Origin of the sequence: Streptomyces sp. 3MP-14 (assembly GCF_006334905.2) — a bacterium.
Lineage (GTDB): Bacteria > Actinomycetota > Actinomycetes > Streptomycetales > Streptomycetaceae > Streptomyces > Streptomyces triticirhizae.
This window is the reverse complement of the sequence record NZ_VDLZ02000009.1, coordinates 238140-264342: the sequence shown is the minus strand read 5'-3', so window position 1 is coordinate 264342 and position 26203 is coordinate 238140. Positions and strand designations below refer to the sequence as shown.

26 protein-coding genes are annotated in these 26203 nt (G+C 73.0%); 16 read left to right on the top strand and 10 right to left on the bottom strand.

What is annotated here, in order from left to right; genetic code table 11:
• Positions 1-192: 192 nt before the first annotated feature.
• From FH609_RS17215 to FH609_RS17195, 5 genes are read left to right on the top strand one after another with little or no spacing between them, the layout of a single operon-like run.
• Complete coding sequence (locus tag FH609_RS17215; RefSeq protein WP_226961749.1) at positions 193-1806, top strand: ABC transporter ATP-binding protein; 1614 nt, start codon at positions 193-195, stop codon at positions 1804-1806.
• Complete coding sequence (locus tag FH609_RS17210) at positions 1803-2948, top strand: ABC transporter permease (RefSeq protein ID WP_139668460.1); 1146 nt, start codon at positions 1803-1805, stop codon at positions 2946-2948. The genes FH609_RS17215 and FH609_RS17210 overlap by 4 nt, the downstream gene beginning before the upstream one ends.
• Complete coding sequence (locus FH609_RS31715) at positions 2945-4228, top strand: ABC transporter permease (protein ID WP_226961748.1); 1284 nt, start codon at positions 2945-2947, stop codon at positions 4226-4228. The genes FH609_RS17210 and FH609_RS31715 overlap by 4 nt, the downstream gene beginning before the upstream one ends.
• Entirely contained in the window at positions 4225-4626 is a 402-nt protein-coding gene (locus FH609_RS17200; RefSeq protein ID WP_139668459.1) for a cytidine deaminase, read from the top strand. The genes FH609_RS31715 and FH609_RS17200 overlap by 4 nt, the downstream gene beginning before the upstream one ends.
• 34 nt (positions 4627-4660) lie before the next feature.
• Positions 4661-5947, top strand: coding sequence for a thymidine phosphorylase (locus FH609_RS17195; RefSeq protein ID WP_139668456.1), 1287 nt, complete (start codon positions 4661-4663; stop codon positions 5945-5947).
• A gap of 248 nt (positions 5948-6195) precedes the next feature.
• Here the strand turns inward: FH609_RS17195 and FH609_RS17190 are convergent, their stop codons facing one another.
• Entirely contained in the window at positions 6196-6672 is a 477-nt protein-coding gene (locus FH609_RS17190; RefSeq protein ID WP_139668454.1) for a carboxymuconolactone decarboxylase family protein, read from the bottom strand.
• A 475-nt stretch (positions 6673-7147) separates the two neighbouring features.
• On the opposite strand from FH609_RS17190, the gene mgtE reads away from it, so the two are divergent.
• The gene (gene mgtE / locus FH609_RS17185; RefSeq protein ID WP_139668452.1) at positions 7148-8473 is read left to right on the top strand and encodes a magnesium transporter; all 1326 of its coding nucleotides are present in this window, start codon (positions 7148-7150) and stop codon (positions 8471-8473) included.
• A 38-nt stretch (positions 8474-8511) separates the two neighbouring features.
• Positions 8512-9678, top strand: coding sequence for an amidohydrolase family protein (locus FH609_RS17180; protein ID WP_139668450.1), 1167 nt, complete (start codon positions 8512-8514; stop codon positions 9676-9678).
• Positions 9679-9744: 66 nt separating this feature from the next.
• Here the strand turns inward: FH609_RS17180 and FH609_RS17175 are convergent, their stop codons facing one another.
• Positions 9745-10428 (bottom strand): hypothetical protein, encoded by a 684-nt coding sequence (locus FH609_RS17175; protein ID WP_139668448.1) that lies wholly within the window; start codon positions 10426-10428, stop codon positions 9745-9747.
• A gap of 495 nt (positions 10429-10923) precedes the next feature.
• Here FH609_RS17175 and FH609_RS17170 point away from each other — a divergent pair, with 495 nt between their 5' ends.
• The 3 genes from FH609_RS17170 (at position 10924) to FH609_RS17160 (ending at position 12864) form a co-directional block, all read left to right on the top strand.
• The gene (locus tag FH609_RS17170) at positions 10924-11913 is read left to right on the top strand and encodes a Twin-arginine translocation pathway signal (RefSeq protein WP_226961747.1); all 990 of its coding nucleotides are present in this window, start codon (positions 10924-10926) and stop codon (positions 11911-11913) included.
• A gap of 1 nt (position 11914) precedes the next feature.
• Positions 11915-12229 (top strand): 4a-hydroxytetrahydrobiopterin dehydratase, encoded by a 315-nt coding sequence (locus FH609_RS17165; protein ID WP_139668444.1) that lies wholly within the window; start codon positions 11915-11917, stop codon positions 12227-12229.
• A gap of 137 nt (positions 12230-12366) precedes the next feature.
• Positions 12367-12864 carry an SAM-dependent methyltransferase gene (locus FH609_RS17160; RefSeq protein ID WP_139668442.1) on the top strand — a complete coding sequence of 166 codons (498 nt, stop codon included), beginning with the start codon at positions 12367-12369 and terminating at the stop codon, positions 12862-12864.
• 435 nt (positions 12865-13299) lie between these two features.
• Here FH609_RS17160 and FH609_RS17155 read toward each other — a convergent pair whose 3' ends face one another.
• The 3 genes from FH609_RS17155 to FH609_RS17145 form a co-directional block, all read right to left on the bottom strand.
• Entirely contained in the window at positions 13300-13713 is a 414-nt protein-coding gene (locus tag FH609_RS17155) for a type II toxin-antitoxin system VapC family toxin (protein ID WP_139668440.1), read from the bottom strand.
• On the bottom strand, positions 13710-13973 hold the full coding sequence (locus tag FH609_RS17150) for a CopG family transcriptional regulator (protein WP_139668438.1): 264 nt from the start codon (positions 13971-13973) through the stop codon (positions 13710-13712). Before FH609_RS17150 ends, FH609_RS17155 begins: the two co-directional genes overlap by 4 nt.
• 109 nt (positions 13974-14082) lie before the next feature.
• Positions 14083-15342 (bottom strand): MFS transporter, encoded by a 1260-nt coding sequence (locus FH609_RS17145; protein ID WP_139668436.1) that lies wholly within the window; start codon positions 15340-15342, stop codon positions 14083-14085.
• Positions 15343-15377: 35 nt separating this feature from the next.
• On the opposite strand from FH609_RS17145, the gene FH609_RS17140 reads away from it, so the two are divergent.
• Complete coding sequence (locus FH609_RS17140) at positions 15378-16493, top strand: LysR family transcriptional regulator (RefSeq protein ID WP_405378984.1); 1116 nt, start codon at positions 15378-15380, stop codon at positions 16491-16493.
• A gap of 538 nt (positions 16494-17031) precedes the next feature.
• Here the strand turns inward: FH609_RS17140 and FH609_RS17135 are convergent.
• Positions 17032-18003 carry a phosphotransferase family protein gene (locus FH609_RS17135; RefSeq protein ID WP_405378981.1) on the bottom strand — a complete coding sequence of 324 codons (972 nt, stop codon included), beginning with the start codon at positions 18001-18003 and terminating at the stop codon, positions 17032-17034.
• A 346-nt stretch (positions 18004-18349) separates the two neighbouring features.
• Here FH609_RS17135 and FH609_RS17130 point away from each other — a divergent pair, with 346 nt between their 5' ends.
• Together FH609_RS17130 and FH609_RS17125 are read left to right on the top strand one after the other, a co-directional pair.
• Positions 18350-19489, top strand: a complete 1140-nt coding sequence (locus tag FH609_RS17130; protein WP_139668579.1) for an adenosine deaminase — start codon at positions 18350-18352, stop codon at positions 19487-19489.
• A 166-nt stretch (positions 19490-19655) separates the two neighbouring features.
• Positions 19656-20045 carry a hypothetical protein gene (locus FH609_RS17125; protein ID WP_139668433.1) on the top strand — a complete coding sequence of 130 codons (390 nt, stop codon included), beginning with the start codon at positions 19656-19658 and terminating at the stop codon, positions 20043-20045.
• 181 nt (positions 20046-20226) lie between these two features.
• Here the strand turns inward: FH609_RS17125 and FH609_RS31705 are convergent, their stop codons facing one another.
• The 4 genes from FH609_RS31705 to FH609_RS17105 all read right to left on the bottom strand — a co-directional run bounded on the left by FH609_RS31705 (position 20227) and on the right by FH609_RS17105 (position 24297).
• On the bottom strand, positions 20227-21042 hold the full coding sequence (locus FH609_RS31705; RefSeq protein WP_226961746.1) for a VanZ family protein: 816 nt from the start codon (positions 21040-21042) through the stop codon (positions 20227-20229).
• A 138-nt stretch (positions 21043-21180) separates the two neighbouring features.
• Positions 21181-21774: a hypothetical protein gene (locus FH609_RS17115; RefSeq protein ID WP_139668430.1), complete on the bottom strand. Its 594-nt coding sequence runs from the start codon at positions 21772-21774 to the stop codon at positions 21181-21183.
• Positions 21771-23585: a sensor histidine kinase gene (locus FH609_RS17110; RefSeq protein ID WP_139668428.1), complete on the bottom strand. Its 1815-nt coding sequence runs from the start codon at positions 23583-23585 to the stop codon at positions 21771-21773. The genes FH609_RS17115 and FH609_RS17110 overlap by 4 nt, the downstream gene beginning before the upstream one ends.
• Positions 23586-23622: 37 nt before the next feature.
• Positions 23623-24297 carry a response regulator transcription factor gene (locus tag FH609_RS17105; RefSeq protein WP_097230511.1) on the bottom strand — a complete coding sequence of 225 codons (675 nt, stop codon included), beginning with the start codon at positions 24295-24297 and terminating at the stop codon, positions 23623-23625.
• 264 nt (positions 24298-24561) lie between these two features.
• Between FH609_RS17105 and FH609_RS17100 the strand changes: the two genes are divergently transcribed.
• From FH609_RS17100 to FH609_RS17090, 3 genes are all read left to right on the top strand, one after another.
• Positions 24562-25287 (top strand): SigE family RNA polymerase sigma factor, encoded by a 726-nt coding sequence (locus FH609_RS17100; protein WP_139668426.1) that lies wholly within the window; start codon positions 24562-24564, stop codon positions 25285-25287.
• 262 nt (positions 25288-25549) lie between these two features.
• Positions 25550-25642: a FitA-like ribbon-helix-helix domain-containing protein gene (locus FH609_RS32435; RefSeq protein ID WP_405378978.1), complete on the top strand. Its 93-nt coding sequence runs from the start codon at positions 25550-25552 to the stop codon at positions 25640-25642.
• Positions 25643-25776: 134 nt separating this feature from the next.
• Positions 25777-26202: a type II toxin-antitoxin system VapC family toxin gene (locus FH609_RS17090; protein WP_139668423.1), complete on the top strand. Its 426-nt coding sequence runs from the start codon at positions 25777-25779 to the stop codon at positions 26200-26202.
• Position 26203: the final 1 nt, after the last annotated feature.

The following is a 26203-nucleotide window of genomic DNA, read 5'->3' as shown; positions in this document are numbered from 1 at the left end:
CGGCGAGTTCGGGGTCCGCTTCCTCGACGGGCCGGCGACGGCCCGCTCCCCACGCGGTACCGTCTGCCCCACCCGTCCCGCCCAACCCCCGTGCGGGGCCCGCTCCTTCGCTCCCGAGGAGAGTGCGTCATCCCAGCCTCCAGCAGCCGGCGCCCGGCCGCCGAGGACGCCGGCACCCCCGACGTCCCCGCGGTGGCCCTGCGCGGCATCACCAAACGCTTCCCCGGCGTGGTCGCCAACCACGACATCGACATCACCGTGCGGCGCGGCACCGTGCACGCCCTGGTCGGCGAGAACGGTGCCGGCAAGTCCACCCTGATGAAGATCCTCTACGGGATGCAGCGCCCCGACGAGGGCACCATCGAGATCGACGGGCGGCGGGTCTCGTTCAAGGGCCCGGCCGAGGCCATCGCCTGCGGGATCGGCATGGTGCACCAGCACTTCATGCTCGCCGACAACCTGACCGTGCTGGAGAACGTGGTGCTGGGCGCCGAGAAGGCGCACGGCATCGGCTCCCGCGCCCGCCGCCGGATCGCCGAGCTCTCCGAGACCTACGGGCTGAACGTCCGCCCCGACGTCCTCGTCGAGGACATCGGCGTCGCCGACCGGCAGCGCGTGGAGATCCTCAAGGTCCTCTACCGGGGCGCCCGCACCCTGATCCTCGACGAGCCGACGGCCGTGCTGGTGCCGCAGGAGGTGGACGCGCTCTTCCACAACCTGCGCGGCCTCACCGCCGAGGGCCTGACCGTGCTGTTCATCTCGCACAAGCTGGGCGAGGTGCTGTCGGTCGCCGACGAGATCACGGTGATCCGGCGCGGCACCACCGTCGGCAGCGTGCTGCCGGCGGACACCAACCCGAAGCAGCTCGCCGAGCTGATGGTCGGCAGCGAACTGCCGACGCCCGCCACCCGCGAGTCCACCGTCACCGACGAGCCGATGCTCACCGTCTCCGGGCTGCACCTGTCGGGCACCGACTCCGACGGGCTGCGCCGCGAGGTGCTGGCCGACATCGACTTCACCATCCACCGGGGCGAGGTGCTGGGCATCGCCGGCGTGGAGGGCAACGGGCAGGCCGAGCTGGTCGAGGCCGTGATGGGCGTGCGCGTCCCGGACGGCGGGACGATCACGCTGGACGGCGAGGAGATCTCCGGCGCCTCGACGCGGCGCCGCCGCGAGGCCGGCATCGGCTACGTTCCCGAGGACCGGCACCGGCACGGGCTGCTGCTGGACGCCCCGCTGTGGGAGAACCGGATGCTGGGCCATGTCACCGAGGCGCCCAACTCCCGTGGCCCGTGGCTGACGGCGGCCGCCGCCAGGGCCGACACCCGGCGCATCGTCGAGGAGTACGACGTGCGCACGCCCGGGATCGAGGTCACGGCCGGCTCGCTCTCCGGCGGCAACCAGCAGAAGCTGATCGTCGGCCGGGAGATGAGCCATCGCCCCAAGGTGCTGATCGCGGCCCACCCCACGCGCGGCGTGGACGTCGGCGCGCAGGCCCGGATCTGGGACGAGATCCGCCGCGCCCGGCACGAGGGCCTGGCCGTGCTGCTGATCTCGGCCGACCTGGACGAGCTGATCGGGCTCTCCGACAGCCTGCGGGTGATGTACCGGGGCCGGCTGGTCGCGGACGCGGACCCCGCCACCATCACCCCCGAGGAGCTGGGCACCGCCATGACCGGCACCGCCAGCGGCCATCTGACGGCCGAGCAGGGCGAGACGGGTTCCGACGCGGGGTCGGACCCCGCGTCCGGCGCGGAGTCCGGCGACTCCGAGCGACCCGAAGGACCCGAGGGAGGCGCGCGATGACCGTCGGAAAGCCCGGGTTCGTCGCCGGCCGGCTGAACGAGCGGCAGCGCGAGAAGCTGATCCTCGGCGTGGCCGCCCCACTGCTGGCGCTGCTCACCGCGATGGCCATCACCTCGCTGGTGATGGTCGTGACCGGCGACAACCCGTTCACCGCGTTCTCCGTGATGTTCGACTTCGGCATCAAGAGCGACAGCCAGGTCTGGATCATCAACAAGGCGATCCCGTACTACCTCTCGGCGGTCGCCGTCGCCATCGGCTTCCGGATGAACCTCTTCAACATCGGGGTCGACGGCCAGTACCGGGTCGCCGCGTTCTTCGCCGCCGTGGTCGGCGGGGCGCTCAGCCTGCCCGGCTTCGTGCAGATCCCGGTGATCCTGCTGGTCGCGATGGTCTGCGGCGGCATCTGGGCCGGCATCGCCGGCTACCTCAAGGCGACCAGGGGTGTCAGCGAGGTGATCACCACCATCATGCTGAACTTCATCGCCGGCTCGCTGATCGCCTACTTCCTCCAGGAGGGGCGGCTCGCCGAGCGCGAGGGCAACATCGTGCACACCCCGGACATCCCGGGCTCCAGTTACTTCTTCGAGTTCGCGACCAGCGTGCAGCCCATCCACGGCACGGTGCTGATCGCGGTGCTGATCGGCGCGGCCTACTGGTTCGTGCTGACCCGCACCCGCTTCGGGTTCGACCTGCGGGCGGTGGGCCGTTCCGAGTCGGCCGCCGAGGCCAGCGGCGTGAGCGTGACCCGCACCGTGGTCACCGCGATGCTGCTGTCCGGCGCGGTCGCCGGCCTGGTGGGGATGCCGACGCTGCTCAACGAGTCGGGCAACTACGGCAACGACTTCCCCGAGGGCCTCGGCTTCACCGGCATCGCCATCGCGCTGCTGGGCCGCAACCACGCGATCGGCATGGGCTTCGCCGCGCTGCTGTGGGCGTTCCTCGAACGCACCGGCACCCAGCTGGAGTTCGAGGGCTTCGACCAGGAGATCGTCGGGGTGATGCAGGGCGTCATCGTGCTCTCCGTGGTCGTCGCCTACGAGCTGGTGCGCCGCTGGGGCGTGCGCCGCCAGCAACGCCTGGTCGGCGAGAAGCTCGCCCAGGCGCGGAAGAGCGACAACGACCAGGCGGAGGTGTCCGCGTGACCACCACCCTGAACGCCCTCGCCGAACGGGTCCGTGGCCCGGTGGAGGGCGGCCGGCGCGGCCTGACCTATCCGATGGCGTTGCTGCTGGTCGCCGGCGCGCTGCTGCTGCTCTCGCTGGTCCGCGTGATCACCGACGAGAACAGCCTCACCGGCACCGACCAGTGGGTCTCGGCGATGACCTTCGCCGTGCCGATCGGCCTGGCCGGGCTGGGCGGGCTGTGGGCCGAGCGCTCCGGCGTGATCAACATCGGCCTCGAAGGCATGATGATGCTCGGCCTGTTCGCCGCCGGCTGGATCGGCTGGCAGCACGGGCCGTGGGCGGCGGTGGCCGCCGGCATCGTGGGCGGCGCGCTGGGCGGGCTGGTGCACGCGGTCGCGACCGTGACCTTCGGCGTCGACCACATCGTCTCCGGCGTCGCCATCAACATCCTGGCGCTGGGCGTGGTGCAGTTCCTCGCCAAGCAGTGGTTCGGCGGCGAGGGCAGCGAGGCGGCGGCGGCCGGCGGCAACGACAAGCAGTCGCCGCCGATGGAACGCATCGAGCCGTTCAGCGTGCCCGGCCTCTCCGACTGGCTGGGCGACCTGGCCGACAAGCACTGGTTCCTGGTCTCGGACACCGCCGGCATCGCGCGCGCCCTGGTGCACAACGTGTCCTGGCTGACGGTGCTCGCCGTGCTGCTGTTCGTCGGCACCTACCTGCTGCTGTGGCGCACCTCGTTCGGGCTGCGGCTGCGGTCCTGCGGCGAGAACCCGCAGGCCACCGAGTCGCTCGGGGTCAACGTCTACCTCTACAAGTACCTGGCCCTCGCGGTCTCCGGCGGCCTCGCCGGCCTGGGCGGCGCCTATCTCGCGGTGCTGATCCGGATGTACCAGGACGGGCAGACCGGCGGGCGCGGCTATCTGGGCCTGGCCACCATGATCTTCGGCAACTGGCGGCCCGGCGGGGTCGCGGCCGGCGCCGGCCTGTTCGGCTTCATGGACGCGCTCCAGACCAGGGGCGGCGGCGCGGTGGTCCACGCGACGCTGCTGCTCTTCGCGCTGCTGCTGCTGGGGCTCTCCGTCTGGCAGTACCTGCGGGGCCGTAGGGTGGTGGCGTTCGCGCTGGCCGGCACCGCCGTGCTGCTGTGGGCCTGGTACGCGGCCACCGACACGATGCCGCTGGAACTGGTCACCGCCAGCCCGTATCTGACGACCCTGCTGGTGCTGACGCTCTTCGCGCAACGGCTGCGCGTGCCACGGGCGGTCGGCAAGCCCTACCGACGAGGACAGGACAGTTGACCGCCGAATCCGCCGCCCCCGACTGGGACGCGCTCCGCGCGGCGGCCCGGGACGCCAGGTCCCGGGCCTACGCCCCCTACTCGAAGTACCCGGTCGGGGCCGCCGCGCTGGTGGACGACGGCCGCACGGTCGTCGGCTGCAACGTGGAGAACGCCTCCTACGGCCTGACGCTCTGCGCCGAGTGCGGCCTGGTCTCCGCGCTGCACGCCTCGGGCGGTGGCCGGCTGACGCACTTCACCTGCCGCAACGGCTCCGACGCGACCATTACCCCGTGCGGCCGCTGCCGGCAGCTGCTGATGGAGCACGGCGGCCCCGAGCTGCTGGTCGACCTGCCCGGCGGGCCCCGCCCGCTGGCCGAACTCCTCCCCGACTCCTGGGACTTCGACGACCGCCCCTGACCGCCACTCTCACCTCCACGGACGCGCATCTGACATGGACGTCATCTCGATCATCCGCACCAAACGCGACGGCGGGGCGCTCAGCGACGCCCAGATCGACTGGGTGGTGGCCGCCTACACCGCCGGCGACGTCGCCGACGAGCAGATGTCGGCGCTGGCCATGGCCATCCTGCTCAACGGGATGGAGCGCCGGGAGATCGCCCGCTGGACGGCGGCCATGATCGCCTCGGGGGAGCGGATGGACTTCCGCGCGCTGTCCCGCCCGACGGTGGACAAGCACTCGACGGGCGGCGTCGGCGACAAGATCACCCTGCCGTTGGCGCCGCTGGTCGCCGCCTGCGGCGCGGCCGTTCCCCAGCTGTCGGGCCGGGGCCTCGGGCACACCGGCGGCACCCTCGACAAGCTGGAGTCCATCCCGGGCTGGCGGGCCCGGCTGGACAACGCCCAGCTGCTGCGGGTCCTCGACGAGGTGGGCGCCGTGGTCTGCGCGGCGGGGGAGGGGCTGGCCCCGGCCGACCGCAAGCTCTACGCGCTGCGGGACGTCACCGGGACCGTGGAGTCGCTGCCGCTGATCGCCTCCTCGATCATGTCGAAGAAGATCGCCGAGGGCACCGGCTCGCTGGTCCTCGACGTCAAGGTGGGCTCGGGCGCCTTCATGAAGACCCTCGACGACGCGCGGGCGTTGGCCGAGACCATGGTCGGTCTCGGCACCGACCACGGGGTGCGCACCGTCGCCCTGCTCACCGACATGTCCACGCCGCTGGGCCGCACCGCCGGCAACGCCCTTGAGGTCGCCGAGTCCGTCGAGGTGCTGGCCGGCGGCGGCCCGAGGGACGTCGTCGACCTGACGCTGGCGCTGGCCAGGGAGATGCTGGACGCCGCCGGGCTGCCGGACGCCGACCCGGAGCGGGCGCTGGCCGACGGCTCGGCGATGGACCACTGGCGGCGGATGATCGCCGCCCAGGGCGGCGATCCGGACGCGCCGCTGCCGACCGCGCGGGAACAGCACGTGGTGCCGGCCCCGGCCAGCGGGGTGCTGGCCACCCTCGACGCCTACGCCGTGGGCCTGGCCGCCTGGCGGCTGGGCGCCGGTCGGGCCCGCAAGGAGGAGGGCGTGCAGGCGGCGGCCGGTGTCGAACTCCACGCCAAGCCGGGCGAGTCGGTGGTGGAGGGTGCCCCCCTGATGACCCTCCACACCGACACGCCCGAGCGGTTCGAGGCGGCGCTTCAGGCGCTGACCGGGGAGGCGATCCGGGTGCTGCCGGCGGCCGAGGCCGGGACCGGGACTCCGCCGCCCACCGTGCTGGACCGCATCGCCTGACGGGGCGCGCGTCCCCGGACCACCGGCGGGCGGCCCGGCGCCGCCGTCAGGGCGCGGCGCGCCCGCGCCGGATGGCCGACCGGCTTCGCGCCGGATCGGCTCCGCACCGCGCCGGATCGCCCGACCGGCTCCGCACCGGATCGGCGGCAGTGCGCCGCGCGCCCGTGCCGGATGGCCGGACCGGCTTCGCGCCGGACCGGCTCCGCACCACGCAGGCGCCGCCGGCTTCGCGCCGCGCTCCGGCTCGCTCAGTGCCCGAACTGCCCGGGCTGGTAGTCGCCGGCCGGCGTCCGCGCGATGACGTTGAGCCGGTTGAACGCGTTGATCAGGGCGATCAGCCCGGCCAGCGCGGTCAGCTGCTCCTCGTCGTAGTGCTGCGCCGCCCGCGCCCACACCTCGTCGCTGACGCCGCCCGCCCCGTCCGCGATCCTGGTGCCCTCCTCGGCCAGCTCCAGCGCGGCGCGCTCGGCGGCGGTGAAGACCGTGGCCTCCCGCCAGGTCGCGACCAGGTGGAGCCGCACCGCCGACTCGCCGGCCGCCGCGGCCTCCTTGGTGTGCATGTCGGTGCAGAAGCCGCAGCCGTTGATCTGGCTGGCGCGGATCTTCACCAGCTCCTGGGTGCTGGCCGGCAGGTCCGTGCCCGCGATCGCCTGGTTCGCCCCGACCAGATGCTTGCCGATCCTGGCGGCCAGCTCGTTCCCGAACATGTTGAGACGCGCGTCCATGGGGTGACTCCCTCGTCGTTGCCGAACGGTCTGCGGCGCCGTCGCTTCCGACGCCCTCACCCCTTTAAGACCACGTCAGCCGCCGGAATGTGACACGTTCCGGCGTGACCCCCGTCTCGTCCTGTCGCACAACGCTCCGCGCGCGCCCCCGAGTTGTTCGCGCGCCCCGTCGGCCCGCTGGCGCGCGCTGGCGCATCCCCGCGCGCCGGCGGGACGGCGTTTGCCGGATCGTGGCGTGAGCGCCGTCCGGAATGTCGGATTCCTTGGCATGATCGGCCGTTGTGGCTAGTACGCTTTGCCGTGGCATCGAAGGAACGAGACGGCGGGAGGTGTTGCTGCGATGCGCAGTGAACCTCCCAGTCATCCACCGCGCCACGCTCTTCCGCCCAGGTAGCGACACCACCTGGGGCGCTGGGCGTGTGCGCGCACACCGGATGTCCGTGGCCGCTTCTCGTTCCCAGGGGGTTCCCCCGTCATGACGCACCTTCCCATGCTCTTGGACGAGCAGGACCTGGCCGGCGCCCTGGAGTGGCTGGAGACCCAGCCGCCCTACGCCATCGCGGACGAGATCGCCCGCATGGACGCCGTGCAGTCCGTCATCACCTTCCGCTTGCTGGACAAGGACCGCGCCCTCGAGGTGTTCGAGGAGCTGGACCCGGTCGACCAGCAGGAGATCCTCCAGGGCCTGCGGGACCAGGCGTTCCGCGACCTGGTCGAACACATGGACCCCGACGACCGGGCCCGGATGCTCAAGGAGGCCCCGGCCAAGGTCGCCAAGCGCGTGCTCGCCGGACTCAGCGCCCACGAACGGCAGATGACCGCCGCGCTGCTGGGCTACCCGGAGGGCTCCGTCGGCCGCTTCATGACGCCCGAGACCGTCGCCCTCCAGCAGGAGTTGACGGTCGGGCAGGCGCTGGAGGTGGTGCGCCGCAGGGGCGGCAACGCCGAGACGATCTACACCCTGCCCGTCGTCGACCGGGGCCGGCGGCTGACCGGCATCGTCGAGCTGCGCGAACTGGTCCTCAGCGAGCCGGGCGCGATGGTCTCCGACCTGGTGGTGACCGCGCCGCCGATGGCCAGGGCCACCGAGCCGGCCGAGGACGCCGCCCGGCTGATGCGCGAGACCAACGTCCTCGACCTGCCGGTGGTGGACAGCGAGGACCGCCTCGTCGGCCTGCTGACCAGCGACGACGCGTTCGAGGTCATCGAGGCGGCGGACACCGAGGACGTCGCCCGCCAGGCCGGCTCCGAGCCGCTGGAGCGGCACTACATGTCGGCCAGCGTCTTCCGGCTCTCCCGCACCCGGATGATGTGGCTGATGCTGCTGCTGGTCGCGGCCACGCTGACCGTCTCGGTCACCCGCCTCTACGAGGCCGAGCTGGAGGCCGTCACCCAACTCGCGCTCTTCGTCCCGCTGTTGATCGGCACCGGCGGAAACGCCGGCGCCCAGGCCGCCACGGCGGCCGTCCGCGCGCTGGCCGTCGGCGAGGTCCGCACCTCCGACCTGTTCCGGGTCATCTGGCGCGAGTGCCGCACCGGGCTGCTGCTGGGCGCGATGCTGGCGGTGGTGGGCTTCCTGGTCGGGATGTTCTTCGTCGACCCGGACGTGGCCGCCGTGGTCGGCCTCACCCTGATCGTGATCTGCGCCTGGGCCTCCACGGTCGGCGGGATGATGCCGCTGCTCGCGAAGAAGCTCCGCATCGACCCGGCCGTCGTCTCCGCGCCCATGGTGACCACCCTGGTGGACGCCACGGGCCTGGTGATCTACTTCAGCACGGCCAAGGTGGTGCTGGGCATCTAGGGACCCGGTTATCCAGAGCGCCGGAACGGTGGGGAACGATGACCCGTGTGCTGCTGACCGGGGCGGCCGTACTCGATGTCGCGTCCGGCCGGACCGAACGGGCCGATGTGCTGCTGGAGGGCGAACGCATCGCCGCCGTGGGCACCGGGCTTGACGGCGACGCGGCCGTGGACTGCGCCGGCGGGCTGCTGGTGCCGGGCTTTGTCGACTGCCACGCGCATGTCTGCCTGGGCGCCTCGCTGGGCGCGCACGACGCGCCGGAGGCGCGGCCGCGTTCGCTGCGCGCCCTCTCGGCGGTGCCGGCGCTGCGCGCGCTGCTCGACCAGGGGATCACCACCGTGCGCGACGCCTGGGGCGCGGACGCGGGGCTGCGGATCGCCCTGGAACGCGGCTGGTTCGAGGGGCCGGAGGTGTTGCTCTCGCTCCGGCAGGTGTGCACCACGGGTGGCATCGGCGACCACTGGGCGCCGCGCTACGGGCCCGTCGACAGCTTCGGCGATCCCGCGCTGCCCGATCCCGTCTTCGACGGCCCCGACCAGGCGCGCGCCGCCGTGCGCCGGATGGTGCGCGCCGGGGCGGACTGGATCAAGGTGACCGCGACCGGCTCGCTGTCCCTGGGGCGCGGCGTTCACGACCTTCAACTCACCGACGCCGAACTGTGCGCCGTCGTCGACGAGGCCCAACGGCAGGGCGGGCGGGGCGTGATGGTGCACGCGCATGGCGCGCGCGCCGCCGAACAGGCCGCCCGCGCCGGCGCGCGCAGCGTGGAACACGGCACGTTCCTCGACGAACGCGCCGTCTCGGCGATGGCCGAGGCCGGCACCTGGCTCGTTCCGACGCTCTCCACCTCGCACGGGGAGCCGACGGCGCACGCCGCCGACCACCGGCGCGCCGTCCAACTCGCCCTGGCCGCCGGCGTTCCCGTCGCCATGGGCACGGACGCGCCGGTGCGGCCCTATGCGGAGGCGCTGCGCGAGATCCACTATCTGGCCGAGGCCGGCCTCGGCCAGGCCGGCGCGCTGCGCGCGGCCACGCTGGACGCGGCGCGGCTGCTCCGACTCCAGGACGACCGGGGCGAGATAGCCGTTGGCAAGCGCGCCGACCTGGTGCTGCTCGCCGGCACCGACCTGGCGACGGAGTCCCTGGCCGCCCGCGTCCGCGCGGTCTGGCGCGGGGGCCGCGAGGCCGCGCGGCCTCGCGGCTGACGGGGCGGCCGCGCCGGCCGCGTGGTCGATGGGGGCGTGGTCGATGGGGGGCGTGGTGGGTGCGGTTCAGCGCAGGGCCTGGAACTCGGTGGTGAGGTCGACGGTGGTGCACCGTTTGAGCTCGGTGACGAGTTGGCTGGCGAGGAACCAGGGGAGGGCTGGGTGGGTGTAGGGGAGGTGGAGGTCGTGGTGGGGTTGGAGTCGGGCGGCGGGGGTGAGGGTGTAGAGGGTGCCGAAGACGCCCCAGACCCTTGGGCGTCGGGAGCGGATGGCGGTGGGGCGGGTGAGGTGGGGGCAGTGGTGGGTGGCGAGTTGGGCGCAGGGCAGGCAGAGCGGTGGCTTGGTGACCAGGGCCCCTTCGAACCCGGCGCGGTCGGTGTCGGTGTCGGTGTCGCCGTTGTGGTCGTGGTCGGCGTTGAGGAGGAAGAGCCAGCCGTCGCGGTTGTGGCTGGCGGGCTGGGCGCAGACCTGGCACAGCCGGTGTTCCATCGTGCGGCGTTGGCGGTTGGGGTGGAGGGCCTGGAAGTCGGGCTTGCCGGCGCCGGGGTCCTGGCGGACGCGGCCCCACAGCACGCCGTGGGCGTCGCGGTCGGTGGGCGTCTCGTCGGGGTAGCGGATGCCGGCGAAGTCGGGGCGTAGGACGATGCGGGAGGCGGTGACGTCCTCGCCGGTCCAGTGGGTGGCGTAGGGGACAGGGACCTGACGCGGCCCCCAGGTGGTGACGTCGTCGCGGGGGAGCAGATCGGGCATGGCGAGTCGGCCTTTCGAGAGGGGACGGGACGTGTTCCGTCGGGTGGAGTGGGGCCGGTGATCGGCGGTGGCCTCGCCTCGTCTGTCACAACTCACGGACGCTGCGTAGCTACACGAGAGATGATCGTCAGCGGCGCATCGCGGCACTAGGCCAAGGCGCGGCCATTGGTGGCCACTTCAAGGCCAGGAGAGGTGATGTCGGCGGTGACGGCTCAGACTGGGGACATGTACGGCAACCACGCGTTGCGCTCGGCCAGGTTGCGCCGTGGCTGGCGTTCGGGCGAGGCGGCGTCCCGGGGAGTGTCGGCGGCGGGACGTGAGGCGCTTGACGACCCCCACTTCGAGGTCTCGCCCCGAACCTGGCGACGTTGGGAGTCCGCCCGCCCCGGGTGGCCCCGTGAGGACTACGCGACGGCCCTCCACGCGGCTTTCGGACGCTGGCCGGAGGATCTCGGCTTCGTGCCGCCCGAGGGATGGGCCCGAGCGGAACCCGGTGTGAAGGACGAGGACGGGAGCGATGAGGTGAACCGGCGCGCGTTCGTGTCGGTCGCTGCGGCGGCCCTGACCGTTGGCCCGACTCCGGCGAAGCACGTCGATCCGGCGCTCATCGACTATTTCGAACAGCAACTGGCGGGGCACTACCGGGCGGACATGCTGCTTGGTCCCCACGATCTGATCGGTACCGTCTCCGCGCAGTACGAGCTGATCGACCGCCTGGTGCGCTCGGCGGTGGGCGAGACTCGGCCTGGGCTTCTGCGCGTCGGAGTCGCGTACGCCGCGCTGGTGGGCTGGCTCTACCAGGACGCCGGCGACTTGGCGGGCGCGACGTTCTGGCGAGGCGTCACCCAGGAGGTGGCGATGCGATCGCGCGATCCCCAACTGATCGGTTACAGCCTGGTCAACCAGGCGCAGGTGCGCACGGACCTGGGGGACGGAGCGGGGGTGGTCGACCTGTGCGAGGCGACCCTGGAAGACAGCCGGAAGCTGACGGCCAAGGTGAAGGTGTTGGCCCTGCAACAGAACGCGCACGGTGCCTCGCTCATGGGAGATCGGACGGCGGTCGACGGCCTGATCGATCAGGCGGCGAAGCTGCTGCCGCACGTGGACGATGAACTGTCGTGGGGCAACGCCTGCCGTCGAACGCCTGGTTACCTGGAGATCCAGCGGGCCACCTGCTACGGACGGCTGGGTTTGGGACGAGAGGCCGGGGCACTGTGGGATCAGGTGCTCGCCGACGTGCCCGCGACGGCTCGGCGGGATCGGGGCGTCTACCTCGCGCGCCGTGCCCGCGCGGCGGCGACGGAGCGGGACCCGGACCGTGCGGTGGTCGCGGCACGGGAGGCCACCCGGATCGCGCTGGACACGGGGTCACTGCGAATGCGACGCGAACTGACGGCGTTGGAAGGGGCGATGCGGCCATGGCGGGGATCTGCTGCGGGTAGGGACCTCGCCGACGTGTTGGGGCCGTTGGACGGAAGGGGATGACATGAGTGGAACGCCCGTTCCGTTGACCGAGACGGAGATCGGTGAGCGGCTGGCGCGGGTTCCGGGGTGGCGGCGGGAGGGGGAGGCGATCACCCGCACGTTCGGCATCCGGTACCACGGGGGTGTGGCGTTGATCGTTCATGTGGCGGACATCGAGCGGCTGATCGGCCACCATGCGGACATCGACCTGCGGTGGGATCGCGTACGGTTCGCGATCACCACGCACGACGCGGGCAACCGTCTGACGGCCGCCGACTTCGACCTCGCCGCCCGCATCGACGACATTGCCGCAGCGCACAGAGCGACGGCCGCATAGGGGACGCGGCCTCGTCAACGGCGCTGGCCACTACGGGTGTTCGGGGCGTCGTGGACGTCGCGGATAGGCTGAGGGCGGCGGACAGGCAGGAGCGGGGCTTCGTTCGTTCGCAGGCCTGAGCGTGGTGGAGGAGAACGATGTCCGAGTTCACGGTGGTGCCTGTTGCCCGGGTGGTGGGTGGGCGGGTCGAGCCGACGGATGACTACTGGGGTGGCACGCGGGCGATCGTGCGGATCGACTCCGAGCGGTTCGGTGCGGGGTCTGTCGTCGGGTTGGAGGAGTTCTCGCACCTTGAGGTCGTCTACCGATTCCATCTGACCGAGGTGGACGGGCCGGTCGAGCCTCACTCCGAGGTCCGGCATCCCAGGAACAACCCGGCCTGGCCGGCCACCGGCATCTTCGCCCAGCGGAACATGCTGCGCCTCAACTCGCTGGGCGTCTCCCGTTGCCGCCTGCTGAAGGTCGACGGGCTCGACCTCCATGTCGAGGATCTCGACGCCGTGGACGGCACGCCCGTCCTCGACATCAAGCCCTGGGTCGCGGAGCTGGGTCCGCGCGGCGAGGTGCGTCAACCGGCCTGGCCCACCGAGATGTTGGCCGACTACTACGCCCCCGGGCACGACGGCCGGGACTGATCGCGCGGCGCGCCCCGGCGTGGGCCGGGGCGCCTTGTCGGCGGCCGGCTGCCAGCCGCTGCCCGGGGCCATGATGTCCTCGCCGTACACGGCGTCGTTTAGGTCGCCCACCATCGGCTCGATGCCCAGTGTGGCCGTGTCTCCGCCCTGGCCGGGTTCCGGGTCAGCCCCGCGCCCCGGTGCCCCCGCCGCGGCGAGCCGTACCGCGATCGTGCCCCCGATGAAGCCGGTGGCGCCGGTGGCGCCGGTGACGAGAATCCGCATGAAGCCTCCTGGGCGTGGGCCCGAGCCGACGGTGGGGAACGGGCGGGCGGCGCAAGGTGGTTGCGGGCGCCGGTTAAGTACGAGCAGCGGTAGCCCGCGCGGCATGGCGAGTGAAGCGGTCACTGAGACCCGATGGTTGTCCGGGCCGTTGATCTCTCGGGCGAAACCTCATCAGACCTTGATGACCGTGACCTGATCGCCACAGAGGGCCAGCAGGTCGTCCGGGTCGGAGGTGAGCACGGTCGCTCGTCCGGAAGTGGCGAGAACGGTCGCGGCGAACATGGCGTCGATGGCGTGCTTGTGTCCGTGAAGTCCCGCCCGGCTCAGGAGAGTTGTGGCGCGGCGAGCGATGGGCTCCGTCACGGGCTCGACGATCAGGCGGGACAGCGTCCACGCCAGGGCAGCGTGGTTGACGCGTGGGTGGGCCACTTCGACGAGAGTGGCTGCCGAGGTGATCACGCGAAGGTCGTGGCGGCGCGCGAGGGCCAGCCAGGCGTTCACTGTTCGGTCGCGCTGGACGGCCTTGGCCAAGCCCTCGCAGTCCAGCGCCAGTGTGCCACCCATCGTGGGGCGGGGCCGGGTCATGCGGCGTTCGTCCGGCCCTGCCTCTGCTCACGTCGCGCCTGTTCCAGCTGATCTTCCAGGGCGTCGATCTCCTCCTCGGTGATCGGCCCGTGCTCGGCCTCACCCGCGGCGATCAGCTCGTCGAGCTTGTCGCGCTCGATCTGCCGGGCCACGGCGGCGGTGACGTAGGACGAGAGGCCGGACGGTCCGCCGCGGGCGCGGGCGGCCTCCGCGATGTCACGTGGCATCGTGATGGAGTACTTGCCGGTGGGCTCGCTCATACTCGTTATGCTACCGCTCATCCCACCCAGCTTTCCCCTGTCGAACCGTGAGCACCGGGGGCGGCCCCGACCGCCGTCCCCGGTGCCCGGGTCCGGGTGGGGCCGGGGCTCAGGCCGCCAGGCCCGGCTCCAGCGTGGCCGCCGGCGCGGTGCGGGCACGGGCCGTCGCGTAGAGGGTGATCAACCCGGTGGTCACCAGCGCCACCAGCGCGAACGCCACGAGGCCCGACCACTCGGCCCGGTGGTAGACCGCCGCGCCCGCCGTTCCGCCGACGCTGGCGCCCAGGTAGTACGCGACCTGGTAGAGCGCGGACGCCTGGGCCCTGCCGTGGGTGGCGACCCGGCTCACCGAGCCGGAGGCGACCGCGTGGCCGAAGAAGAACCCGCCGGTGATCAGCACCAACCCGGCCAGCACGGCCGGCAGCGAAGCGGTCAGCGTCAGCAGCAGGCCGACGACCGTGGTGCCGATCGCCACATAGAGCGCGCCGCGCCGGCCCAGCCGGCCCAGCACCGGGCCGGAGACGGCGGAGGAGACCGTGCCCACCAGGTAGATCACGAAGACCGAGCCGGCGAGCCCGGCCGACAGGCCGAACGGCTCGGCGACCAGCCGGAACCCGATCACCGTGTACACCGCGCTGAACGCCGCCATCAGCAGCAGCCCGATCGCGTACAGCCGCAGCAGCAGCGGCCGGCGCAGGTGCCCGACGACCGAGTCCAGCACAGCCCGGGGCCGCAGCGAGGCCGGGGTGAAGAACCGCGCCTTCGGCAGCAGCAGCCGGAAGGTCAACGCGGCGACCACCGCCAACGCGGCCACCGCCGCCAGCGCCGCGCGCCAGCCAGCGCCCTCGGCCACCCAGCCGGTGAGCACCCGCCCCGACATGCCGCCCACGCTGTTGCCCGCGATGAACAGGCCGATCGCGCCGACCGTCGCCCGCGCATCCAACTCCTCGGAGAGATACGCCACCGCCGACGCCGGGATGCCCGCGATCGCCGCGCCCTGGAGCGCGCGCAGCGCGATCAGGCTGTTCAGGTCGGGCGCCAGCGGCAGCAGCAGCGCCAGCCCGGCGGCCGTCGCGACGGAGACGGTCATCAGCCGCACGCGGCCGAACCGTTCCGACAGCGTGGACAGCGGCACCACGGCCAGGGCCAGCCCGACGGTGGTGGCCGAGACGGTCCAGCTGGCCCGGTCGGGCGAGACCGCGTAGGCGGCCGCGATGTCCGGCAGCAGGGCCTGGGTGGAGAACAGCATCGCGAAGGTCGCCATGCCGATGGCGAAGAGCGCCAGGTTGATCCGGGTGCGTTGTGGGTGAACGAACGGCGGAGCTGAGGCTCCCGAGGTGGCGGGAGCCCTGGTATCGACGGTGGGCATGGCTCGAACGTACGGCGGCGCTCTTATGACGTCCAATGCGAGAAGGTGCCAGAATCGATGCACTGTCGTATGACCGCAGGAGGGAGGGGTTCGTGTCATCGTTCCGCAACGGGAAAGACACTTCCGTAACGGGGTCTGGGTCTGGGTCTGGGGCGGGGTCGGGTTCCGGGTCGGGTTCCGGGTCGGGTTCCGGGCCCGGTGGCGAGGGGGGCGCGGCGCCGGCCGCCGAGGTCGCGGAGCTGGCGGCGGACGCGCCGGCGGCGCTGCTGGCGCCCCGGCTGGCGCAGTTCGCCGGGGTCGCCCGGCATGAACACATCACCCAGGCGGCGCGGGAGTTGGGCGTTCCCCAGCCGACGCTCAGCCGGGCCATCGCCCGCCTGGAGGCCGACCTCGGCGTGGACCTGCTGGCCCGGCACGGCCGCACCGTCTCCCTCACGCCGGTGGGCCGCGCGTTCGCCCGTTCCGTGGAACGCGCGCTCGCCGACGTCGCCCGCGCCGCCGAGACCGCGCGCGCCGACGCGGACCCGGGCGCCGGCAAGGTCGCCTTCGGCTTCCTGCACACCATGGGCCCGGAGACCATGCCCGCGCTGATCCGCGCGTTCCGGGAGACCCACCCGAGGGTCAGGTTCGCGCTGGTGCAGAGCTACGGCGAGGACATGATCGAACGGATGCGGGCCGGCGAACTGGACCTCTGCCTCACCTCGCCCGTCCCCGACGCCCCCGACCTGGTCACCAGACGGCTCGACGAACAGCGGCTCTCCCTCGTCGTCCCCACCGACCACCGGCTCGCCGGCCGCCGCCGCGTCCGGCTCGCGGAGACCGCCGAGGAGTCTTTCGTCACCCTGGAACCGGGGTACGGGCTGCGCCGGCTCACGGACGCGCTCTGCGCGCAGGCCGGGTTCCGGCCACGCATCGCGTTCGAGGGCGAGGAGCCGGAGACGCTGCGCGGGCTGGTCGCGGCCGGGCTCGGGGTGGCGCTGCTGCCGCCACCGACCGTGCCCAGGCCGGGAGTTCACGACCTGACCGTCACGGCGCCGCGCGCGGTGCGGGAGATCGGCGTGGCCTGGATGGCCGGCCGCCCGGAGACGGCGCCGGTGACGGCCTTCCGCCGCTTTCTGCTCAGCCGCAGGGGGGCGCTCACCTCGGGGTGAGCGCCCCACGGGGCGGGGGCCGCCGGGCCCTGGGGGCCCGGGCGGCCTGGGCGGCCGGCCGGGCGTGGGCGGACCGGTTGGCTCTGATGGGGCGCTTTTAGCGAGCCGGTGCTGGTCGACGAGACGCGTGGTCGGTTGCGGGTGGGGTGAGGGTTGCTCGCGCAGTTCCCCGCGCCCCTGGGGTGGGTGGGCGTTTAGGGGGCGCGGGGAACTGCGCGATGTATGGGGGACGGGGCGCAGGCGGCAACGGTGAGGGGGTGGGCAGGCGCGTGGTCGGGTGCGGGTCCCGCGCCCCTGGGGTGGGTGGGCGTTTAGGGGGCGCGGGGAACTGCGCGATGTATGGGGGACGGGGCGCAGGCGGCAACGGTGAGGGGGTGGGCAGGCGCGTGGTCGGGTGCGGGTCCCGCGCCCCTGGGGTGGGTGGGCGTTTGGGGGCGCGGGGAACTGCGCGACGTTTGGGGGGTGGGCCGCTCCGGAGCCGGCGCCCTGCGGGCCGGGCCCGCTCCATGTCCCGGGCCGCGCCCGGGACATGGTTCGCTCACACCTCCGCGTTCATCACCGCCGTGACATAGGCATCCAGTCGTTCCGCCACCGCGCCCGGCGTCAGCTCGGTCCGCCCCGCCTCGCGCCAAGGACCCGAGACCAACGACACCTCCTCCGACAGCGCCAGCGCGTCCCGCACCCGCCAGTACCGCCGTTCGCGTTCGGACGCCGCCAACACCCCGCCGGCCTCCTCGTACGCGTCGGCGAACCGGAAACCCCACTCCGGGCCGTGCAGCACCGCGAGGTTGGTCGCGCAGTGCGCTACGTCGAAGTCCGCCGGGCCCCAGGACGGCGTCGCCCAGTCGACGACCCCGGTGATCCGGGCGGCGGACGGCGAGCCCGCCGGCGGAACGTCGAACAGCACGTTGCCCGGCTGGAAGTCCCGGTGCAGGAACCGCCCCTCGTAGGCGGGCGCCGGCTCGCGGATCAGGTCGATCGCCGCAGTCCACGCCGCCGCGTCGCCGCCCGGCGGAACGACGACCGTGTCGGCGGTCGTCAACGCCCGGTACTCCCGGGGCCGTTGGGCCGGCCGCACCGCGTGGATCGCCACGAGCTGCCGCGCCAGCAGCGGGACGCGGGCCGCCACCCCCGCGTCGTCGAGGACCGTCCGGCCGGGCAGCCGCGTCATGAGCAACGAGGGGAACTCGCAGTGCGCGGCGGTCGGATCGACCGCGACCAGCGCGGGGGCCGGCACGTCGGTCCCCGCGAGCAGGGTCAGGGCACCGGCCTCCCGGTGCAACCAGTCGTCGGCGTCGTCCGCGTCGACGACGGTCCGCAGCACCAGGTGACGGGTGTCGCCGTTCGGCGCGCGAACGGTCAGCCGCCGCATCTCGGCGGTGATCCCGCCGCGCAGCGCCTCGGTCCCGGTGATCCGTTCGCCGGCCGCCAGGTGCCGGTTGCCCCAGGCCAACGTCAACGGCCGGACGCTCGCCGCCGGGCTGTCAGGGAACTCCTCGTGTGCGGACACCCGGCCAGCACACCAGCCGAACGGGGCCGCCCGCAAAGAGTTTCACCGGATGCCCCCCCGGCGACGCCCCCCAACCCCAACCCCAACTCACAGCCGGTACCCCGCTGTCCACCTCCGGCCGCCCTTTCCCTCCGGCCCGCCGCAGGCGCCACCCGGCAACGGCGCCCCGCCGTCCACCACCCCGCCGCTCCCGAGGCCCGCCGCCAGGCCGATCTACGCGCGTAGGAAGTACAGTTGACCCGTGACCTCCCAGACCCCCCAAACCCCCGAAGCCCCGCGCGGGCCGGCGCCCGCGCGGGGCCCCGCGTCCGCTGACCGTTCCGCCCCGCCGTCCGTCCGGGCCTCCCTGCGGGCCTCCGTCCGGGCCTCGGCGCCGACCGAGGAGCAGATCCGGCTGGCGCCCAAGGCGCTGCTCCACGACCATCTGGACGGCGGGCTGCGGCCCGCCACCGTCGTCGAACTCGCCCGCGAGCAGGGGTACTCGGAGCTGCCGACCGAGGACCCGGACGCGCTGCGCGCGTGGTTCCTGGCGGCGGCCGACTCCGGTTCGTTGGAGCGGTACCTGGAAACCTTCGCGCACACCACCGCCGTGATGCAGAGCGCCGAGGCGCTGCGCCGGGTCGCGGCCGAGTGTGTCGAGGACCTGGCCGAGGACGGCGTGGTCTACGCGGAGGTCCGCTACGCGCCGGAGCAACACCTCGCCGGCGGGCTGACGTTGACCGAGGTCGTCGAGGCGGTCAACGCCGGCTTCCGGGAGGGGGAGCGGCGGGCCGTGGCCAGCGGGCGGCGGATTCGGGTGGGGGCGCTGCTGACCGCGATGCGGCACGCGGCCCGTTCGTTGGAGATCGCCGAACTGGCCAACGAACACCGGGAGTCGGGCGTGGTCGGCTTCGACATCGCGGGCGCCGAGGCCGGCTTCCCGCCCACCCGGCACCTGGACGCGTTCGAGTTCCTCAAGCGGGAGAACAACCACTTCACGATCCACGCCGGCGAGGCGTTCGGCCTGCCGTCCATCTGGCAGGCGCTCCAGTGGTGCGGTGCGGACCGGCTGGGGCACGGGGTGCGGATCATCGACGACATCGAGGTCGCCGAGGACGGATCGGTGCGGCTGGGCCGGCTGGCGGCCTATGTGCGGGACAAGCGCATCCCGCTGGAGCTGTGCCCGACCTCCAACCTCCAGACCGGCGCCGCCCGTTCGTACGCCGAGCATCCGATCGGACTGCTGCGCCGGCTGCACTTCCGGGCCACGGTCAACACCGACAACCGGTTGATGAGTGACACCAGCCTGAGTCGCGAATTCACCCATCTGGTACAGGCATTCGGCTACACGCTGGACGACCTTCAGTGGTTCACGGTCAATGCGATGAAGTCCGCATTCATTCCTTTCGACGAACGTCTCGCCCTCATCAATGACGTGATCAAGCCCGGATACGCGGCGCTGCGCTCCGCATGGCTGTTCCATAACGAGCGCGAACTACCGTCCTGAGCTGCGGTTTCGCGGAACGGGTGGGGCGGGCGCCGGTCGGGTGCGCGCTCGGCCGGTGGGGTGAGTTTCGAGCGGCGGCACACTTTTCGATTCATTGCCACGGCGGGTTTTCCCTGGCTACCTTCGGGCTCGCCGCTCACCAAACACACCCAAGGAAGTCCAACTGATGAAGCACGCAACCGCCAAGACGCTCGGTGTGGCCGCCCTCGGTGCCGCGTTCGCCGCGACCGCTGCCGGCTCCGCCTCCGCCATGAGCCTCAACGAGGGCCTGGCGTCGGCCACGGGCGAGGTGGCGAACTCCGTTCCGGTCCAGGACACCGTGGACCAGGTGGCGGGCCAGGAGGTCGGCGGCGTCAGCGAGCAGCTGCTGGAGGCGACTCCGACCAACGGCGCGCTGAACGCCGCCACCGAGACCCTCACCCACACCACCGGCGTCGCGGACGCCACCAACCTGCTCGGTGGCCTGGCCCCCGGCGCGCTCGGCACGGTCGACAGCCTCGGCGGCGTCTCCGGCGCGGCCGGCACCGTGACCGGCGCGCTCGGCGCCCTCGGCTGACGTCAGGCCATCGGCTGACCCTCCAGAGACCGCCCCGCGCTCGGTCCTAGTCTCCTCCTTGCGCCTGGGGCCTCCCGACCGCCGCCGATCGGTGGTCGGGCAAGGGCCGCACTGCCCCCGCCACCCCCGGGGAGTGCGGCCCTTCGCGTTGCCGCGGCCGGGGCGTTCCCTCGGGGCGGCGTCAACCCGTCGCCTCCAGCGGGGTGTTGACCGCCGGCTCGTGGGCCGCTGCGGGGCGCCGCTCGCCCGGGAGGTGCTGCGGCTGGTGTTGCGGCGGGTGCGGCGGCTGGTGCTGCGGCGGGTGCTGGGGGCGGGGAACGGGCGGTCCTGCGGGGCGCGTTCCTGGCGTCGTCCGGTGCCCGGCGTGGGTCCTGGGGCGGCAGGCCGCGCGGGGAACGGGCGGCGTCGTCGGGGCCCGGCCGGCCGCCGGCGGCTCGGACGGCGGCTCGAACGGCGGCGCGGCGAGCGGCGCGAACCGGCGCAGCGGCCCGTAGCAGAGCTGATGGGTCAGGGCCACGCCCACGGTGTTGAGGAGCACCGAGTCGATGTCGCTGACCCGGCTGGGCGTCAACGTCTGGCCGCACTCGAGCGCGAGAGAGACCATCGTGCCGACGAACACCGTGCGGGCCAGCGACATCAGCCGCCCGCCGCCGAGTTGGGCGCCGACCAGCGGCAGCAGCACGCCGAGCGGGGCAAGGCGCAGCAGCCCGGCGGCCAGGGTGCGGCCGGCCTCCTCGGGCCCGCGCGCGAGGTCGGAGCGGATGGTGGAGAGCGGTTCGAGGTTGGCGGGGGAGACCCACAACATGCTCAACGGGCGCAGCGCCAGCCAGGTGACCAGGCCCAGGTAGCCGAGCAGGAGGACCGAGGCGGCCAGCCGGGCCCGTGCGGGGACGCGTGGGCGGCGCCCGCTCGTCTCCCCTCCCCGGGCGGGGCGCTCGGCGGGGCGGTTGCCGGCGGGTGGCGTCGGCTCGGCTGAGCCCGCAGGAAGTGGCCGCACGCAGAGAGGGACGCCCGCCCGCGCGAGCCCGGTTCCCCGGCACCACTGTGAGCTGGGCCCCACCGCAGCACCGGGGCCGCGAGCCCCCAGGGCCCCGGCCGAACGCCCGCCGAGGGTCCGGTCGAACGCCCGCCGGGCCTAGCCGAAGCTGCGGGCGCCCTCCGGGCTGCGCATCGCCGCCCGGCACGAGTAGGTGTGCGGCTTGTCGGACTCGGCCCCTGACCCGGCCGGCCCGCCGAGGGTGACCTTGTCGCCGCCGCTGCCGAGCGAGGCGCTGTTGGCGAAGGTGCAGATGATCTGCGTGAGGGCCAGCTCGTCGATCTCGCTGGGCCGCCGATTGAGCCGGACCACCCGGTCGCCGTCGCCCTCGACCGGCGGCTCGATCCGCAGGTTCGAGGGCACGGCGCTGGTGAACCCGGCGGTGCGCTCGGCCTCTTCGGGCTCGGCCTGGAGCTGGTCGAGCAGCGTGACGGCGACGCCCGTGCGGTCCTGCGCCTCGTCGAGCGGCTCGGACAGGACCCGCGCCACGGACTCCACCCGCTGCCCGCAGACCAGATAGACCTCGGTGTGGTAGTCGCCCCTGGGCGGCGCGTCGCAGGAGGCCCGGGTGGGCGCGGGGCCCGCGTCCACCGGAACGTCCGTCTCCCTGATGCCGCAGCCGGCCGTGGCCGCGACCGCGAGCAGCCCGGCGAGGAGCGGCAGTGCCGCGCCCCGGTGTCCGCCGCCCCTCACCGCCGGTCCTCCTCCGTCGTGCCGTCCGTCGTGCCGTCGTGTGCCTCGTCGCCGCTGTTCCCGCCGCTCCCGCCGCTCCCGCCGTCCGCGTGGGGCCCGTCGTCCCGTGGCCCGTTCCCGCCCCGGTCCTCCTCGCTGCCGCGCGGCCTCGGCGTGGTCAACGGCCCCCGTCCGCCGGCCCGTTGGCCACCGTCCGGGGACCGGCCGCCGTCCGGGGCCTGGTCGGTGTCGGGGTCGTCGTCGGCACGGTCCTCGGGGAGGCCCGGGTCGTGCGGCAGCCGCAGGGTGAAGACCGCGCCGCCCGCCGGGTCGTTGTGCACGGTGATGTCGCCGCCGTGCAGATGGGCGTTCTCCAGCGCGATGGAGAGCCCGAGGCCGCTGCCGTCCGAGCGCGGCCGGGACGCGGACGCCTTGTAGAAGCGGTCGAAGACGTGCGGCAACACGTCCTCCGGTATGCCGGGCCCCTGGTCCGCCACCTCCACGCTGACCAGCCGGCCGCCGTCGCCCGCCCCGTTCTCGTTCCCGTCACCGTCGTCGGAGACGTGTTCGCGGACCGTGACCCGGACCGGGGAGCCGCCGTGCTTGAGGGCGTTGCCGATCAGGTTCGCCAGGATCACGTCCAGCCGGCGCGGGTCGAGCCGTGCCGTGATGGAGCGGTCCGCGTCCAGGTGCACCGCGTCCAGCCAGGCGCGGGCGTCGATGCAGGCGGTGACCTGGTCGGCTATGTTCACGTCGTCCAGCACCATCTTGGCGGTCCCCGCGTCGAACCTGGTGACCTCCATCAGGTTCTCCACCAGGTCGTTGAGCCGCCGGGTCTCGCTGACCACCAGCTGCACGGCCGGCGCGATGCGCGGGTCGAGGGTCTCGACCTCGTCCTCCAGCAGCTCCGTCATCGCCGTGATCGCGGTCATCGGGGTCCGCAGCTCGTGCGACATGTCGGCGACGAAGCGGCGGCTGGCGGTCTCCCGTTCGCTGAGGTCCTCGACCTGGGCCTCCAGGGATGCCGCCGCGTTGTTGAACGTCCGGGTCAGCTCGGCCAGTTCGTCGGCGCCGCGCACCGCGAGGCGGGTGTCGAGCTTGCCCTCGCCCAGCCGCCGCGCCGCGTTGCTCAGCCGCTGCACCGGGCGCAGCACCATGGTCGCCGCGCCCTGCGCCAGCAGCACGGAGCCGATCACCGCCAGCGCGGTGGCCACGCCCAGCGAGACGGCGAGGGAGTTGAGGTCGTCCCGCTCGGGCGCCAGCGAGGCGAGCAGATAGCCGGTGGGGCCGCCGCCGATCACCTGGGCGCCGCCGATGAGATACGGGTCGCCGTCGATCTTGATCCGCTGCCAGTACAGGTGGTGGGCGTCCTCCTCGGGCTCGCCCTCCCTGCGGTCCGAGACGGCGTCCCGCAGCGAGGCGGGGATCATCTCGTGGACGAAGTGGTCGGGGTCGGACTCGGCGCGGCAGTCCTCCTCGGTGATCCGGTCGTCCTCCAGGATCACCTCGTAGTTGAAGGTGCGGTTGGCCACCTTGGTGGCCATGATCTGGAGGGCCTCGCAGGTGGGGCGGTCCGGCAGCGCGCCGGCGCGGTCGCCGAGCGCCTGGCTGAAGTCGCTGAGCGCCGAGTCCTGGGCGCGGGTGAGCACCGCGTCGCGGTTGAGCCAGTACGCGATGCCGGAGACGGAGACGGCGGCCGCGAGGGCGACCAGCGCGAACACCGTGACCAGGCGCAGCCGCAGGCTGGTCAGGTTCAGCAGGGTCCGCGCCCAGCCGCGCACCCGTCCCCCGGGGCGGGCGGTGTCGCCGGCCCCGCGCCGCAGTCCGTTCATCAGCCGCGCTCCCGGCGCGGGCCCACCCGCGCGACCATCAGGGGGCGTCCAGCCGGTAGCCCACGCCGCGCACCGTGCGGATCAGCTTCGGCGAGGACGGCACGTCCTCGACCTTGGCGCGCAGCCGCTGCACACACGCGTCGACCAGCCGGGAGTCGCCGAGGTAGTCGTGTTCCCAGACCAGCCGCAGCAACTGCTGCCGGGAGAGCGCCTGCCCGGGCCGGCGGCTCAGCTCCAGCAGCAGGCGCAGCTCGGTCGGGGTGAGTTGCAGGTCGACGCCGTCCTTGGTGACGGTCATGGCGGAGCGGTCGATCACCAACGAGCCGAACGTCACCGCGTCGTTGGACTCCCGCTCGCCCCGGCGCATCACCGCGCGGATGCGGGCGTCGAGGACCCGGCCCTGCACCGGCTTGACCACGTAGTCGTCGGCGCCGGACTCCAGGCCGACCACCACGTCGATGTCGTCGCTGCGCGCGGTGAGCAGGATGATGGGCAGCTGATCGGTGCGCCGGATGCGACGGCACACCTCAAAGCCGTCGATGCCGGGCAGCATGACGTCGAGCACGATCAGATCCGGACGCTGCTCGCGCAGGGACTGGAGGCCGTCCTCGCCCGTGGGCGCGGTCACCACCCGGTGACCCTGGCGGGTCAGACTCATCTCCAGGGCCGTGCGTACCGCCTCGTCGTCCTCGATCAGCAACAGGAAAGCCACACGGCTCATTGTGGCCCATGAACCGTACGGAGTTCGACCGTCGGTATCTGAGGTCTGGCCCACAGGTTCCGGGTGCCGGTCGGGTGGGTCGTTGAACGCTCAACTCCCTTGTGGCGGGGGCGACTCGTGGGTAACCGTGCGGGGCCGTCGGCGCTGTGACACCGCTGTGACAGTTGGGGGACCCGGTCATGAAACTGGCCCGGCAAGGTATTTCGCATCGGACCTCGGACCGGCACAGGACGACCTTCACGATGGGGGAAGCGGATGAGCGTCACGTACCACACCACCGGCTCGGCGGTGAATGACACGCACGCCACCGCATCGATGGTTCCCGTCCGGCACGGGGAGAAGTCCGGTGTCGCGCATCGGCATGGGGGTCGTCGCGGCACCGGGCACCAGCGCCCGTCGCATCTCAGCGCGGTGGGCGTCACGGGGGGTTGTGCGGGGGGCGCGCGGCGCGAGGGGGCCACGGAGGCGGAATTCACCGCCTATGTGCGCGAGCGCCGCGCCTCCCTGTACGCCACGGCCTACCACCTCACGGGGGACCGGCACGAGGCGGAGGACCTGCTCCAGAGCGCGTTGCTCTCCACGTACCGCGCCTGGGACCGGATCAGCGACAAGGCCGCCGTCGGCGGGTACCTGCGTCGCACCATGACCAATCTGCACATCAGCGCCTGGCGGCGGCGGAAGCTCAACGAGTACCCGACCGAGGAGCTGCCGGAGGCGCCCGGCGAGCAGGAGCCCATGCGCGGCACGGAGTTGCGCACGGTGCTCTGGCAGGCGCTGGCCCGGCTGCCCGAGCAGCAGCGCACCATGCTGGTGCTCCGCTACTACGAGGGGCAGACGGACCCGGAGATCGCGGAGACGCTGAACATCAGCGTCGGCACCGTGAAGAGCAGCATCTGGCGCACCCTGCGCCGGCTGCGCGAGGACCGGGTCCTGAGCCTGGGGCAGGGCCAGGAGGAGTCCTTCGGCGAACTGGTCGCGTAGCGGCCGGCCGCCGGAGGCGGGGGGAAACGGGGGAACAACGGGGGATCACGGGGGTGACCGGGGGATAACGGGGGAAACAGGGGGAAACCGAGGGGCGTGGGGAGCGCCCGGAGGGGAGCACGGGGGAACGCGGGGGCGCGAGTCCGGTCGGCCGGGGGGTCTGGCCAGACCCGCGCCCCCGCTCTCGCGTTGCGCGGCGCGCGGGGGAGGGGGCGCCGCCCACCGTGACTGCACAATGACTGCATTGACCTACCGTGCTGTCATGACCGCTTTCACCATCAGGGACGTACCCGACGACGTCGCCTCCCGGCTCAAGATCCGCGCCGCGGAAGCCGGTCAGTCGCTCCAGTCCTAACTGCTCGGGCTCGTCACCCGGGAGGCCACGCAACCCACGCTCGCCGAGATCGCGCAGCGCGCCGAGCGGTACGCGACCAGTGACATCGACGGCGACCAGCTGCTCGCACTCATCGACGAGCGACGAACCGCGCGTTGATCGTCATCGACTCCTCGGCCGTCGTCATGTTCCTGGTCGACGGCGGGGCCATCGGCCGGGAGATCCGCGCCCGCGTCGCCCAGGAAGACACCCTGCACGCTCCCCACCTGCTGGACACCGAAGTCGCGTCCGCGCTCCTGGGTATGGCGCGCGGCACAGGGAACGGGACCCCGAAGCTCGACAGGGGTCTGCTGGACGAGCACATCAGGACGTACAGCGCCCTCCGCATCGATCGGCACGAGGCCATGCCCCTGCTGCCGCGCGTCCGGGTCCTGCACGCCAACGTGTCCGCCTCCGACACCACCTATGTCGCCCTCGCCGAGACCCTCGGCATCCCCTTCGTCACCGTGGACGCCAGAATCAAGCGGGGCATCCGGAAGCCGCGCTGCCTGATCGAGGTCATCGGCGCGGAACACGCCTGAG

Excerpts from the sequence above, each read along its gene's own strand:
- FH609_RS17210 (WP_139668460.1), top strand. The coding sequence starts at position 1,803 with ATGACCGTCGGAAAGCCCGGGTTCGTCGCCGGCCGGCTGAACGAGCGG.
- FH609_RS17195 (WP_139668456.1), top strand. The coding sequence starts at position 4,661 with ATGGACGTCATCTCGATCATCCGCACCAAACGCGACGGCGGGGCGCTC.
- FH609_RS17190 (WP_139668454.1), bottom strand. The coding sequence starts at position 6,672 with ATGGACGCGCGTCTCAACATGTTCGGGAACGAGCTGGCCGCCAGGATC.
- mgtE (WP_139668452.1), top strand. The coding sequence starts at position 7,148 with ATGACGCACCTTCCCATGCTCTTGGACGAGCAGGACCTGGCCGGCGCC.
- FH609_RS17180 (WP_139668450.1), top strand. The coding sequence starts at position 8,512 with ATGACCCGTGTGCTGCTGACCGGGGCGGCCGTACTCGATGTCGCGTCC.
- FH609_RS17175 (WP_139668448.1), bottom strand. The coding sequence starts at position 10,428 with ATGCCCGATCTGCTCCCCCGCGACGACGTCACCACCTGGGGGCCGCGT.
- FH609_RS17165 (WP_139668444.1), top strand. The coding sequence starts at position 11,915 with ATGAGTGGAACGCCCGTTCCGTTGACCGAGACGGAGATCGGTGAGCGG.
- FH609_RS17160 (WP_139668442.1), top strand. The coding sequence starts at position 12,367 with ATGTCCGAGTTCACGGTGGTGCCTGTTGCCCGGGTGGTGGGTGGGCGG.
- FH609_RS17155 (WP_139668440.1), bottom strand. The coding sequence starts at position 13,713 with ATGACCCGGCCCCGCCCCACGATGGGTGGCACACTGGCGCTGGACTGC.
- FH609_RS17150 (WP_139668438.1), bottom strand. The coding sequence starts at position 13,973 with ATGAGCGAGCCCACCGGCAAGTACTCCATCACGATGCCACGTGACATC.
- FH609_RS17145 (WP_139668436.1), bottom strand. The coding sequence starts at position 15,342 with ATGCCCACCGTCGATACCAGGGCTCCCGCCACCTCGGGAGCCTCAGCT.
- FH609_RS17140 (WP_405378984.1), top strand. The coding sequence starts at position 15,378 with ATGCGAGAAGGTGCCAGAATCGATGCACTGTCGTATGACCGCAGGAGG.
- FH609_RS17125 (WP_139668433.1), top strand. The coding sequence starts at position 19,656 with ATGAAGCACGCAACCGCCAAGACGCTCGGTGTGGCCGCCCTCGGTGCC.
- FH609_RS17110 (WP_139668428.1), bottom strand. The coding sequence starts at position 23,585 with ATGAACGGACTGCGGCGCGGGGCCGGCGACACCGCCCGCCCCGGGGGA.
- FH609_RS17100 (WP_139668426.1), top strand. The coding sequence starts at position 24,562 with ATGAGCGTCACGTACCACACCACCGGCTCGGCGGTGAATGACACGCAC.
- FH609_RS32435 (WP_405378978.1), top strand. The coding sequence starts at position 25,550 with ATGACCGCTTTCACCATCAGGGACGTACCCGACGACGTCGCCTCCCGG.